Below are 13,315 nucleotides of genomic sequence, written 5' to 3'. Positions count from 1 at the left end.
CCCGTATTCCCATGAGGCAAGGAGGCCCCATGTCCAATGAACCCCGGGGGTTCGAAGAGACCACCCCCATCGACTACGAAGCATTTCAGGCACGGCCCGAGTTTCAGGAGTACAAGCACCGCTTCCGGCGCTTCGTGTTCCCGATCGCGGTGGCGTTCATGATCTGGTTCCTGCTCTACGTCGTCCTCGCTGCCTACGCGCACGAGTTCATGGCGCAGCCGATGCTCGGCCTGAACGTCGGGCTGTGGCTCGGCCTGGCACAGTTCGTCACGACCTTCGGCATCACCATGTGGTACGTATCCTTCGCGAACCGGAAGCTCGACCCGGCGACGACGGCGCTGCGCGCCGAACTCGAAGGCCTCGAACATGCGGCACCGGTCAGCCCGAATAACAGCGGCATCGCCGGTGCCGAGGGAGGTTCCCGATGAACACGCAGATCCTCTCTCTCCAGGCCGCAGCCGGTCAGCAGAACCCGGTGCTCAACATCGGAATCTTCCTCGCGTTCGTCGCGGTGACGATGATCATCGTGATCCGCGCGAGCCGGAACAACAAGAGCGCTGCCGATTTCTACGCCGGTGGACGCTCGTTCTCAGGCCGGCAGAACGGCCTCGCAATCGCGGGCGACTACCTCTCGGCCGCATCCTTCCTCGGCATCTGCGGCGCGATCGCGATCAACGGATACGATGGCTTCCTCTATTCGATCGGCTTCCTCGTCGCCTGGCTCGTCGCGCTGCTGCTCGTCGCCGAGCTGATGCGCAACACGGCGAAGTTCACCATGGCCGATGTGCTGTCGTTCCGGCTGCGCCAGAAGCCGGTGCGCATGGCCGCAGCGCTCACCACACTCGCGGTCTGCTTCTTCTACCTCCTGGCACAGATGGCAGGCGCCGGTGGTCTCGTCTCGCTGCTGCTCGGTATCGACGACAAGCTCGGGCAGTCGCTCGTGATCGCTGTGGTCGGCGTGGTCATGATTCTCTACGTGCTCATCGGCGGTATGAAGGGCACGACCTGGGTGCAGATCATCAAAGCGGTGTTGCTCATCGCCGGAGCCGCCGCGATGACTGTCTGGGTGCTCGCGCTCAACCGCTTCGATTTCGGCGCAGTGCTCGACGCCGCCGTCACCAACCCTGAGAACGCCAACGGTGCGGCGATCCTCGCCCCTGGCCTGCAGTACGGGGCCAATCCGATCGACTTCGTGTCGCTTGCGCTCGCCCTCGTGCTCGGCACCGCCGGCCTGCCGCACGTGCTGATGCGCTTTTATACGGTGCCCACCGCGAAGGAGGCCAGGCGTTCCGTGGTGTGGGCGATCTGGCTCATCGGTGTCTTCTACCTCTTCACGCTGGTGCTCGGCTATGGCGCCGCGGCGCTCGTCGGCCCGGAGACCATCGCGAACGCTCCCGGCGGGCAGAACTCTGCTGCTCCGCTGCTGGCGCTGCACCTCGGCGGACCGCTGCTGCTGGGCTTCATCTCGGCCGTCGCGTTTGCCACGATCCTCGCGGTGGTCGCGGGACTCACAATCACGGCTTCGGCGTCGTTCGCGCACGACATCTACAACAGCGTGATGAAGCGGGGCCAGGCTTCAGCCCGGCAGGAGGTGAAGGTCGCGAAGATCACGACGCTCGTGATCGGTGCTGCGGCGATTATCGGCGGCATCGGCGTGCAAGGGCAGAACATCGCGTTCCTCGTGGCGCTTGCCTTCGCGGTCGCCGCATCCGCCAACCTGCCCACGATCCTGTACTCGCTGTTCTGGAGCCGCTTCACGACGCGCGGGGCCGTGTGGTCGATGGTCGGTGGTCTGCTCTCTGCGGTGCTGCTGATCGCGTTCTCCCCGGTCGTCTCCGGTGATCCGGCCGCCATGCTGGGAGACGGGGTGGATTTCGCGATTTTCCCGCTGAAGAACCCAGGCATCGTCTCGATCCCGCTCGGCTTCCTGCTCGGGTGGCTCGGGTCGATCACCGACCCCGGCCGCGAGTCGAAGCAACTCGCGGCCGAGATGGAGGTACGGGCGCTCACCGGCCACGGCGCGGAACCGCCCGTGCAGCACTGAGCCGTGACGTCGACGGCGGGGGAGGGGCGGCGGACGCGTCCCGCCCCCGCCGGACCACCGCACAGGGGAGGCCGGATAGACTGGTCGGGTGAGTAACGAGATCGAGATCGGGCGGGGCAAGCGCGCCCGCCGCGTGTACACCTTCGACGAGATCGGTATCGTGCCTACTCGGCGCACCCGCGATCCCGAGCTGGTCTCGACCTCCTGGTCGATCGACGCCTTCCAGTTCGACATCCCCGTGCTCGGCGCGCCCATGGACTCCGTGATGTCGCCGGCAACCGCGATCGAGCTGGGCCGCCTCGGCGGGCTCGGCGTGCTCAACCTCGAGGGGTTGTGGACTCGGCACGAGCATCCTGAAGCGCTGCTCGCAGAACTCGCGAGCATCGATGACGAGATCGCTGCGGTGCACTGTATGCGGGAGCTCTACTCGGCGCCGATCCGCCCCGAACTCATCACCGCGCGTCTCGGCGAGATCCGCGAGGCCGGTGTGACCGTCGCAGGTGCGCTGTCACCGCATCGCACCGCAGAGTTCACCGAGACGGTGGTGCGGGCCGGCGTCGATCTTTTCGTGATCCGCGGCAACACCGTCTCCGCCGAGCACGTCGCCAAGGAGGGGCGCGAGCCGCTCAACCTCAAGCAGTTCATCTACGAGCTCGACGTGCCCGTGATCGTGGGCGGTGCGGCCACCTACCAGTCGGCCCTGCACCTCATGCGCACGGGCGCTGCCGGTGTGCTGGTCGGCTTCGGCGGCGGCGCGTCATCGACTACGCGAGCCACGCTGGGCATCCGCGCACCAATGGCGACCGCGATCGCCGATGTTGCCGGTGCGCGCACCGACTACCTCGACGAGTCGGGCGGGCGCTATGTGCACGTCATCGCAGATGGCGGCCTGGGCACCTCGGGCGATCTCATCAAGGCGATGGCGTGCGGCGCCGACGCCGTCATGCTGGGCACTGCGCTCGCGAAGGCTTCGGATGCCCCCGGCAACGGGTGGCACTGGGGCCAGGAAGCCCATCACGAGGATCTTCCCCGTGGCAAACGCCTGCGCGTTGCGCCGGTGGCACCGCTCTCGGAGATCGTGAACGGGCCGGCGCACGTCGCCGACGGCAGTGCCAACCTGATCGGTGCGCTGCGCCGTGCGATGGCGACCACCGGCTACTCGGAGCTCAAGGAGTTCCAGCGCGTCGGCGTCGTGCACGCCGAGCGCTAGGGGGCCGCAGAGCCGGTGTCCTCAAGCCAGCCTTCCTCTCCGGGCCCTACGGGTCAGCCCGGGGCCGGCGTGCAGCCGACCCCGCACAGCAGCCAGAAGCGACCTGAGTATCTGGGCGACCCTACGCTCGGTCAGGTCATGCGCAGGCCCCGCTGGATCCTCGCACTCGTGTTCGCCATGCTCGTCGCCGCAGCTTTCGCGTGGCTGGGGCAGTGGCAGATGGATAGCGCGGTGCGCCAGGCCACGGTCGAGGAGATCGACACGGAGACCCCGCGGCCGCTCGCCGAGGTCGCCGATACCCTGCAGGGCGTCACCGACGCCGGAGCTGGCGTGGTCGTGCATCTCGAAGGAGCGTTCGTGCCTGGCGACTCGCGTGTGGTGGCACCGCGGGTCAACGCGGGTGAGACCGGTGCCTGGGTGGTGGGCCATTTCGTCACCGACGGCCCTGACGCCGAGCCTGGCGCGCACCTCGCGGTGGCTCTTGGCTGGGCACCGAGCGAGGCCGATGCGGAGCGGGCGATCGCGCAGCTCGATGCGGATCCGGCATTCGCCGCTCCCCGCACTGTCGAGGGCCGTTTCATGCCGCCCGAGGGGCCGCAGGTGCCGAAGCCGAGCGAGGATCCACAGGTGCTGCGCACAATGATCCCGGCCTTCCTCGCGAATGTGTGGACCGGGGTCGAGAGCCCCGTGTACTCCGGCTATCTCGTGCTGCACGATGAGGCCGGCACCGCAGCGCTCCTCGCCGAGGCGCAGCTCGATGCCGTCGACTCTGTCGCACCGCTGCCGGCTGAGACCATCAACTGGCTCAACATCTTCTACGGGGTCGAGTGGATCGTGTTCGCCGGCTTCGCGCTCTTCCTCTGGTATCGCCTCACGCGGGACGCCTGGGAGAAGGAGCATGAACTCAAGCTGCTTCACGCGGCGCAAGAATAGAATGGAACCCATGCAACTGCAGCCCAAGCCCGCCGACTACCCGCGCATTCGCAAGGCATTGAGCTTCTACAAGGTGACTTCGATGATCACCGGCGTCATGCTACTGCTGCTGTGCGCCGTGATGGTTATGAAGTACGCCTTCGGCGTGCAGCTCTACCTCTTCACGCCCGATGGCTTCGCTCACTTCTACGCGATCGCGCCCGAGGGTGTCGAGGCTGACTTCCAGCCGCAGGGCTTCGACCTGTTCAAGGCGATTCTCATCGCCCACGGCTGGTTCTATGTCATCTACCTCGTCTCCGACTTCCTGCTCTGGAGCCCGATGCGCTGGAACTTCTGGCGTTTCATTCTGATCGCCCTCGGCGGTGTGATCCCCTTCATGTCGTTCATCCTGGAGGCTCGCATTGTGCGCGAGGTCACCGGATTCCTCGACGCCCGTGAAGCCGAAGCCGTTCCGGCCTCGCTTCAGTAGAATCGACTTCCTCACCCACAACCCCTGAAAGGCCTGCAATGGCAGAACAGACTGACACGGACCACCGTCCGGTTCTCGTGGTCGACTTCGGCGCGCAGTACGCGCAGCTGATCGCGCGCCGCGTGCGCGAAGCCGGCGTGTACTCCGAGCTCGTGTCGCACAGCATCACCGCTGCCGAGGTCGAGGCCAAGCAGCCGCTCGGCATCGTGCTCTCGGGCGGCCCCTCGTCGGTGTACGAGGAGGGCGCGCCCCAGTTCGACCCGGCGATCTTCGAGCTTGGCGTGCCTGTGCTCGGCATCTGCTACGGCTTCCAGATCATGGCGCATACCCTCGGCGGCACCGTCGGCAACACCGGCGACCGCGAGTACGGCGGCGTCGAGGCCACGATCCTCGGCGACGGCGGTGCGATCCTCGGCGGCCAGCCCGAGACGCAGAACGTCTGGATGAGCCACGGCGACGCCGTGCAGCAGGCACCGGAGGGCTTCGACGTGCTCGCCCGCACGGCGGTCACCCCCGTGGCGGCGTTCGGTTCGCCCGAGCGCAAGCTTTACGGCGTGCAGTGGCACCCTGAGGTGAAGCATTCCGATCACGGGCAGCGCATCCTCGAGAACTTCCTGCATCATGTCGCCGGCATCCCTGCCGATTGGAACGCCGGCAATGTGATCGCCGAGCAAGTGGAGCGGATCCGTGCTCAGGTTGGCGATGCCCGAGTCATTTCGGCGCTGTCAGGCGGCGTCGACTCGGCGGTGTCGACGGCGCTCGTGCACAAGGCCATTGGCGATCAGCTCACCGCGGTCTTCGTCGACCACGGCCTGCTGCGTCAGGGGGAGCGTGAGCAGGTGGAGCGCGACTACGTCGCCTCGACAGGCGTGCGTCTCATCACCGTCGACGCTGCTGACGTCTTCCTCGGCCACCTCGAAGGGGTCACTGACCCTGAAGAGAAGCGCAAGATCATCGGCCGCGAGTTCATTCGCGCCTTCGAGAAAGTGCAGCTCGACCTTGTTGCCGAGGCGAAGGCCGAGGGCGAGAAGGTGAAGTTCCTGGTGCAGGGCACCCTCTACCCCGACGTGGTCGAGTCGGGTGGCGGCGCGGGCACCGCGAACATCAAGTCGCACCACAATGTGGGCGGCCTGCCCGAAGACCTCGACTTCGAACTGATCGAGCCGCTGCGCACCCTGTTCAAGGATGAGGTGCGCGAGATCGGCCGCGAGCTCGGTATCCCCGAGGCCATTGTGGGGCGTCAGCCCTTCCCTGGCCCCGGCCTCGGCATCCGCATTGTCGGTGAGGTGACCCGCGACCGTCTGGAGACGCTGCGCGCGGCTGACGCGATTGCCCGCGAAGAGCTCACCGCAGCCGGCCTTGACGCCGAGATCTGGCAGTGCCCCGTGGTGCTGCTCGCCGATGTGCGCTCCGTTGGCGTGCAGGGCGACGGCCGCACTTACGGCCACCCGATCGTGCTGCGCCCCGTCTCCTCAGAAGACGCGATGACTGCCGACTGGACCCGCGTGCCCTACGAGGTGCTCGCCCGTATCTCGAACCGCATCACCAATCAGGTGCCCGAGGTCAACCGCGTCGTGCTCGACGTGACCTCGAAGCCCCCGGGAACCATCGAGTGGGAGTGACGAAGGAGCTCCCGCTCGCGTAAGTGCTGGGTGGAACTCGATCGCGCCAGCGATCGAGTGGGAGTGACGAAGGAGCTCCCGCTCGCGTAACAGCTGAGTGGGAGTGAGTTGAGTGCTCGCCCGTCTGAGACCGGCGGCCGCCTCTGCGGAGGAGGCCGCCGGTTTTGGCGTTTCTGGGGGCTGCGTTTCGGGCTTCGAGGTTACGTGGGGGTGAGGATCGCGGAGGCGATATCCGTGCCGGCGAAGATGCCGGTCCACGCGCCAACGAGCATCCACGGCCCGAAGGGGAAGGCTGTCGGACGGTGCGTATCCGCCCCGCTGCATTGACCGAGCCTGCGTCGCGCAGCCTGTGTGAGGAGCAGCACCGCCGCGTGCACACCGCCGAGCAGGAACGGTGCGAGCGCGCCGACGAGTGCCGCACCCCAGCCGAGAGGGCCGAGCGCCGCACCGAGCAACGCAGCGAGTTTGACGTCACCGCCGCCGAGGCTGCGTGGCGAGCAGCGCCACAGCAGGCCGTAGCCGGTTGCGAGCGCTAGGCAGCAGACGAGACTACGGATCAGCGGCCCGGCGTCGCCAGCGGCGATGGCTGCCGCGAGCACGAGGGCGAGTAGTGCAGCGCCCGAGGGCAGCAGAATCATGTTCGGCAGGGTGTGCAATACGAGATCGATGACGCAGAGCACTGCGCTGGCGACGGCGAGCAGCACGTAGGCGGCGAGCAGCAGCCAGAAGCTGGCCCCCTCGATGTCAACGCCGGGGCTGGCCTGCGGCCACCACCGGGACACGGCCGTCGTCATGAGGGCCGCTGACAGTGCGGCCGCCGCCAGTGCAAGGGACGTCAGCCTGAGGTGCGTGCGTGCGCGGGGCCTCGCGGGCACCGGATCGGGGGTCTGCATGGCACCTGCCTTCGGGTCGGGTGCCCCCACCGTAGCGGGCGTCGTCGCACCCTGCGCGTGCTTGTCCACAGCCCCGACCAGCCCGAGATACGACTGAGGCCGATCACCCGAGTGGATGACCGGCCCCAAATGCCGGAGCGCGAGGCTCCGGCGTCGCAGACGATATTAGTCGCCGCGCAGGATCGCGAGGATACGCAGGATCTCGACGTACAGCCAGATCAGCGTCACCATGAGGCCGAAAGCCGCCGACCAGGCCCACTTCTCGGGCACGCGGTTCTTCACGCCGTTCTGGATGAGCTCGAAGTCCATGACGAGCGAGTACGCGGCGAGCAGCACGGCCAGGACGCCGATTGCGACGCCGATCCAGCCGGTGCGCAGACCCCACGGATTCTGGTTGATGCCGAAGAGCATGAGCACCAGATTGACGACGGAGAACGCCAGGTAGCCGAAGATGGCGATCATGAAGATCTTGTTGAGCCTCGGGCTGGTGCGCACCTTGCCGCTGCGGAAGAGCAGCAGGGTCACGCCGAACACCGACAGGGTGCCGATGATCGCCTGCGACACGATGCCCGACCACTGCGCCTCGAAAACGCTCGAGATGCCGCCGAGGAACACGCCCTGGAACACCGCGTAGAGCACGATGAGGGGAACGCTCGGCTCCTTTTTGAAGGAGTTGACGAGGCCGAGCACCAGGCCGATGATCGCCGCGGGCAGCGTCAGGAGCGGCATGAACCAGCCGACCGCGCCGAAGACGAGCACGATGAGGAACAGCATCACCGTCTTGGAGATGGTGTTCTCGTAGGTCATTGGTCGGTCGGAGGGGGCGATGACGGGCGGCTGCTCGCCGCCGAAACCGGCCTCCGCGACCGGTTCGTCGATGCCTGGCCGCTGCGTCTGCGCGGCAGGCTGATCGTAGATGCGGCGCAGCTCATCAGCGGTGAGGGTCTTGCCGTTGAGTGCCGGGTTATTGCTGAGAGCCGGGTTGCTCATGCGTCGGAATCCTTTCCTGGCGTATGGGTCTGTTCCAGCTTATCCACAGGTGATGCCTCCGTGGCTGTGACTCTGCCCGATCCGCAGCCCGTGTTCGCGCAGCGCGGATAGGCTGGTCGCATGGAGAGCCCGGACCCTGCGCCCCTCATCATCGGCCACCGTGGGGCACCGGGCTACCGCCCCGAGCACAGCGCCTCCTCCTACCGGCTCGCCTTCGAACTCGGTGCCGACGCTGCGGAGCCGGACATCGTAGCCACACGCGACGGGGTGCTGGTGGTGCGGCACGAGAACGAGATCTCAGGCACCACCGACGTCGCGCAGCACCCCGAGTTCGCGGATCGCCGCACCACCAAGACCATCGACGGTAAACGCCTCACCGGGTGGTTCACTGAGGATTTCACCTGGGATGAGCTCGCGACGCTGCGCTGCACCGAGCGGCTGCCGCGGGTGCGTCCCGGCAATCGTGAGTTTGACGGCACCGAGCCGATCCTGCGCCTGCGCGACGTGCTCGCGATCATCGACGCGGCGAGTGAGCGGCTGGACCGGCGGTTAGGTGCCGTGATCGAGGTGAAGCACGCCGCCTATTTCGCGAGCATCGGGCACGACCTTGGCGCGCTGCTGCTCGCCGAGCTCGCGGCCACCGGGTGGGATGCGGATCGCGAACGTCTGGTGATCGAATCGTTCGAGCTGGGGGTGCTGGATCGGCTGCGCACCGCCGGGGTGCACGCCGACCTCGTGTTTCTTACCGACCGATTCGGGTCGCCTGCCGACGAACCCGTCGACAGCGCCCCGTCGCGCAGCTTCGCCTGGTACCGCAGCGACCCGGGGCTCGATCTGCTCGCACAGCGGGTCGATGGCATCAGCGTCGCCAAAGGCAATCTGATCAGGGTGAACGCGCTGGGGCGCGCGATCGGCAACACCGACCTCGTGGCGCGGGCGCACGCGCGTGGCTTGCTCGTCTACACCTGGACGCTGCGGCCCGAGAACCGCTACCTCAACGTGCGCCACCAGAGCTCGCTGCGCGGGGCCGAGTGGGGCGACTGGCAGGCGGAGTTCGGGCTGCTCATGCGCTCAGGAGTAGACGGCGTCTTCCTCGATCACCCCGATCTTGGCGTGGCGATCCGCGACGCGCGAGCGTAGCCGCCCTCGCTGCTCTAGCTGCTCTAGCTGCCGTCTCCTGCTCGACCAGACCTGTCTTCATACTCGCCCCTGCTGACTCTCTACGCGCACCGATCGACGTTCTCGCGCCCCCATTCGGGTGTTCGGGGTGCTGGATCGTCGATCGGTGCGCTGAGGTGGAGGGTGAGGGGGGACCGCTCTGGGGCTCAGCGGGTGAGTTCGCCGACGAGGTTCTGCTCCATCAGCGTGCGCAGTTCGGCGCCGCGGTGGCCGCGGTCGAGCAGGAAGCCGAGCTTGGCCGTTGCGGCTTCCGCGGTAAGGTCGGATCCGTCGATCACACCCGCCGCCGCCAGCTCGCGACCGACCGCGTAGCGGGCAAGATCCACGCCTCCGACCGAGCACTGCGTCACGGCCACCACGGGCAGCGATCCGCAGATTTCGCGCAGCGCGCCCAGCATGCCTGGCCGCGCCATGGGCGCGTTGCCCGAACCGTAGCACTCCAGCACGAGCCCCTCGGGCTGCCCGCCCACAGCCGCGCGCAGATCGGCCGCGGTCACCGCCGGAGTGAAGCGGAATGAGAGCACGCGGGCGGGTGCGGCTGGGGAGTGCTGGCCGGCCGGGGCCGCAGGCACTCCGGCGGGTCCGGCAGCGAGCGCACGCTCGGCGCGAAACGCCGCGAGTGAGACGCTGTCGTGCTTGACCGCGCGCACGGCGGGCAGGATCGCGCCCCCGAACGCCACCGACACGGGCGCGCCGGGTGCCGCCTTCACCGAGGCGCGGATTGCGAGCGCAAGGTTATCGACGGCGTCGGTGCCGGGGGCACCGTGGGCGAGCTGGCTGCCTGTCACCACGACGGGGCTGCCGATACCCGAGAGTTCGAACGCGAGCCGCGACGCCGTGTAAGCGAGGGTGTCGGTGCCGTGCAGGATGACGACCCCGCGAGGGCGGTGGGTGCGCACGCGAGCGCTGATCGCGCGGGCGATTCGGGGTGCGGTGTCGGCGTCGGCGTTCGCGCTGTCGATCGCGGGGAGCAGGTGGTTGATGCGCGCCTCGACGCCGAGTGGGCCGCAGATGCCGGCCACGAGGCCTTCGAGCACCTCGGGGAAATCGGGGTCGGGTGCGAGCCCCGTGTCGGTCTCGTGCATGCCGATCGTGCCGCCCGTCGCGAAGACGAGCACGCTGGGAGTAGCCATCCCTCTATTCTGCCGGTCTGGGCGAACGGTTCAGCTCCACGTCGCGTCACCGTGCTCGACTCGGAGTGTCATCGGGGTCACCCGTGGGGTCGTTTGCGGAGGTGGGTGACGGCCATACGGGTGACCTCGATGGCAGGGCAGGGGTGGGGGTGGATCGGGTGGGTGGAGAGGAACGGAGTGAGGGGGCGGATCGGGTGAGGCTCGGACGTGAATGTCAGTGGTCATGCCTAGACTGGATCCCACGATGAGCGAGTTTGAACTTCTGGAGCCAGGGGCTCCGTTCGGTGGTCCTTCGGCGGGCGGCGCGGGGGCGGCAGACGGCCGCGATCCGCTGCTTGATGGGCTGAACCCGGCGCAGGAGCGCGCCGTGGTGTCCCGCGGCCCGGCGCTGCTGATCGTCGCCGGCGCCGGATCCGGCAAAACCCGCGTGCTTACCCACCGCATCGCTCACCTCATCCGCAACAAAGAAGCGTGGCCGAGCCAGATCCTCGCGATCACCTTCACCAACAAAGCGGCAGCCGAGATGCGCGAGCGCATCGAAGGGCTGCTCGGCGAGGGTGCGCAGGGCATGTGGGTCTCCACCTTCCACTCCGCATGTGTGCGCATCCTGCGGCGCGAAGCCGAGCGCTTCGGCTACGTCTCGGGCTTCACCATCTACGACTCTGCCGATTCGCGCGCGCTGCTCAAGCGCATCATCAAGGAGCTCGACGCCGACACCTACGGCTTCACCCCAGCGAACGCCGGCTCGAAGATCTCCAAGCTCAAGAACGAACTGAGCGACGCCGACGACTACGCCGCGACGATGAACGAGAGCGACCCGCGGGATCGCCTCTTCGTCGAGATCTTCAAGATGTACGAGCAGGAGCTGCGCCGCGCCAACGCCTTCGACTTCGACGATCTCATCGGCCAGACCGTGCAGCTCTTCCGCGCGCACCCCGACGTTGCGGCGGTTTACCAGCGGCGCTTCCGCCACATCCTCGTCGACGAATACCAAGACACCAACCACGCCCAGTACTCCCTGATCCGCGAACTCACTCGCCACATCGAGCCCGAAGAGGTCAGCAGGCTCGTGCCTCCCGCCAGGGCTCGCGAGCTCGACGCGAGCGGCCGCATCCCGCCGGCCAGCCTCACCGTCGTGGGTGACAGCGATCAGTCGATCTACGCCTTCCGCGGGGCCGACATCCGCAACATCGTCGAGTTCGAGCGCGACTTCCGCGGCGCCGAGGTCGTGAAGCTCGAACAGAATTACCGCTCCACCCAGAACATCCTGTCGGCGGCCAACGCCGTCATCGGCAACAACTTCGACCGCCAGGAGAAGAACCTCTTCACCACCGAGGGCGACGGCGCGAAGATCGTGGGCTTCACCGGATATTCGCAGCACGACGAGGCGCGCTTCGTCGCCGAGGAGATCGAAGAACTGCACCGGGGCGGCATGGCTTACGGTGACGTCGCCGTGTTCTACCGCACCAACTCGCAGACCCGAGCGCTCGAAGAGCTGCTCATCCGATCCGCGATCCCATACCGGGTGCTCGGCGGCACCAAGTTCTACGAGCGCGCCGAGATCAAAGACGCGATGGCCTACCTCACCAGCATCGCCAATCCCTACGACCCGATCGCGTGGTCGCGGCTGCTGGGCGCCCCCAAGCGGGGGATCGGGCCGATGGCAGAGGCGCACCTCGCCAACTTCCAGGAGGCGCAGGGCATCTCGTTCCACGACGCCATGCTGCGCGTCGACGAGATCGCCGCCATCGGGCCGAAGCTGCGCGGCACCGTGCGGCAGCTCGCCGAATTGCTCACCCGTGCCGCTCGTATGGCCGCGGGCGGCGGTGCGACCGACGACTCAGCAGAAGAAGCGAAGCCCGCCCCGGTGGGTGACGTGCTCAAGCTCGTCCTCGACGAGACCGAGATGATCGAGAAGCTGCGGGCCAAACGCGACCCGCAAGACGATGCGCGCGCCGAGAACCTCGAAGAGCTCATCGCAGTGGCCCGCGAGTTCGACGCGAAGCAGCCGGGCGCCGGCCTCATCGCATTCCTCACCGAGGTCAGTCTTGTCGCTGCCGCCGATGATCTCGACGACACCAGCGGCACCGTCTCGCTCATGACCATGCACACCGCGAAGGGCCTCGAGTTCAAGGCCGTGTTCATCACGGGGGTGGAAGAGGGGCTGCTGCCGCACCAGATGTCGGTCGATGAGGTCGGGGGCATCAGTGAGGAGCGGCGCCTGATGTACGTCGGCATCACGCGCGCCCGCGAGCAGCTGTACCTCACGCTCGCCTCCACCCGCGCCACCTTCGGCGACGTCTCTGTTGCGATGCCGTCGCGCTTCCTGCAGGAGATCCCCGAGGGGCTGATCGACTGGCGGCAGTCGCCTGGTGAGGTCACAGGCCGCGGCGGCACCGAATCGCGCGCGCTCAATGCGCCTCGCGGCTCGGGCTCGGGCTACGGATCGGGTGCGGCTCGGGCGCGGGGGCGCGTTGAATCCTCGGTGTCGTTCGGTACCTCGGGCGGCTACGGATCAGCGGCTGTCAGCGAGCCGGCCAGCGGCAATATGCAGTCAGCGCTTGACAAGTGGCGCGAGCGCAAACGGCAGGCGAAGGCGGCGCAGGCAGCGGGCGGTGGCTTTCCCAATATGATCGGCGGTGCCGCGCGCGACAATGGCGACCTCGAACTCGCCTCTGGCGATCGCATCCGCCACGACGAGTACGGCGAAGGTCGGGTGACGAGCATCACTGGTGCTGGTTCGAAGCGGATCGCGCACGTCGTGTTCGACGCTGTCGGGGAGCGCAAGCTGCTCGTGAAGCTCGCTCCGATCACGAAGGTCGACTGAGCCGCCGGTGTGGTG

The 13,315-nt window shown here is 67.5% G+C and carries 11 protein-coding genes; 8 read left to right on the top strand and 3 right to left on the bottom strand.

The annotated features are described in order from the left end of the window. Window positions 1-29 precede the first annotated feature (29 nt). The 6 genes from WFI54_RS04095 (at window position 30) to guaA (ending at window position 6,278) form a co-directional block, all read left to right on the top strand. On the top strand, window positions 30-428 hold the full coding sequence (locus tag WFI54_RS04095; RefSeq protein WP_336651500.1) for a DUF485 domain-containing protein: 399 nt from the start codon (window positions 30-32) through the stop codon (window positions 426-428). Further along, a complete protein-coding gene (locus WFI54_RS04090) occupies window positions 425-2,044 on the top strand; it encodes a solute symporter family protein (RefSeq protein ID WP_336651499.1) in 1,620 nt (539 codons plus the stop codon). Before WFI54_RS04095 ends, WFI54_RS04090 begins: the two co-directional genes overlap by 4 nt. A gap of 88 nt (window positions 2,045-2,132) precedes the next feature. Then, the gene (locus tag WFI54_RS04085) at window positions 2,133-3,254 is read left to right on the top strand and encodes a GuaB3 family IMP dehydrogenase-related protein (protein ID WP_336651498.1); all 1,122 of its coding nucleotides are present in this window, start codon (window positions 2,133-2,135) and stop codon (window positions 3,252-3,254) included. A 138-nt stretch (window positions 3,255-3,392) separates the two neighbouring features. Next, a complete protein-coding gene (locus WFI54_RS04080; RefSeq protein WP_336651497.1) occupies window positions 3,393-4,187 on the top strand; it encodes an SURF1 family protein in 795 nt (264 codons plus the stop codon). 10 nt (window positions 4,188-4,197) lie between these two features. Further along, window positions 4,198-4,656, top strand: a complete 459-nt coding sequence (locus tag WFI54_RS04075) for a DUF3817 domain-containing protein (protein ID WP_336651496.1) — start codon at window positions 4,198-4,200, stop codon at window positions 4,654-4,656. A 38-nt stretch (window positions 4,657-4,694) separates the two neighbouring features. Continuing rightward, entirely contained in the window at window positions 4,695-6,278 is a 1,584-nt protein-coding gene (guaA, locus tag WFI54_RS04070; RefSeq protein WP_336651495.1) for a glutamine-hydrolyzing GMP synthase, read from the top strand. A 200-nt stretch (window positions 6,279-6,478) separates the two neighbouring features. On the opposite strand, the gene WFI54_RS04065 is transcribed toward guaA, so the two are convergent. Beyond that, window positions 6,479-7,240 (bottom strand): prepilin peptidase, encoded by a 762-nt coding sequence (locus WFI54_RS04065; protein ID WP_336651494.1) that lies wholly within the window; start codon window positions 7,238-7,240, stop codon window positions 6,479-6,481. Window positions 7,241-7,336: 96 nt separating this feature from the next. After that, on the bottom strand, window positions 7,337-8,161 hold the full coding sequence (locus WFI54_RS04060; protein WP_336651493.1) for a Bax inhibitor-1/YccA family protein: 825 nt from the start codon (window positions 8,159-8,161) through the stop codon (window positions 7,337-7,339). 120 nt (window positions 8,162-8,281) lie between these two features. Here WFI54_RS04060 and WFI54_RS04055 point away from each other — a divergent pair, with 120 nt between their 5' ends. Further along, window positions 8,282-9,301 carry a glycerophosphodiester phosphodiesterase family protein gene (locus WFI54_RS04055; RefSeq protein WP_336651492.1) on the top strand — a complete coding sequence of 340 codons (1,020 nt, stop codon included), beginning with the start codon at window positions 8,282-8,284 and terminating at the stop codon, window positions 9,299-9,301. Window positions 9,302-9,486: 185 nt separating this feature from the next. Here the strand turns inward: WFI54_RS04055 and WFI54_RS04050 are convergent, their stop codons facing one another. Next, window positions 9,487-10,473, bottom strand: a complete 987-nt coding sequence (locus WFI54_RS04050; RefSeq protein WP_336651491.1) for an asparaginase domain-containing protein — start codon at window positions 10,471-10,473, stop codon at window positions 9,487-9,489. Between the two features lie 244 nt (window positions 10,474-10,717). Here WFI54_RS04050 and WFI54_RS04045 point away from each other — a divergent pair, with 244 nt between their 5' ends. Continuing rightward, entirely contained in the window at window positions 10,718-13,300 is a 2,583-nt protein-coding gene (locus WFI54_RS04045) for an ATP-dependent helicase (RefSeq protein WP_336651490.1), read from the top strand. The last annotated feature ends 15 nt before the right edge of the window (window positions 13,301-13,315 follow it).

It is taken from the genome of Leucobacter sp. MMO-125, from assembly GCF_037148395.1.
In the GTDB taxonomy this organism is placed as follows: Bacteria; Actinomycetota; Actinomycetes; order Actinomycetales; family Microbacteriaceae; genus Leucobacter.
The sequence above is the reverse complement of the archived record's forward strand: the minus strand, read 5'-3'. Positions and strand labels throughout refer to the sequence as shown.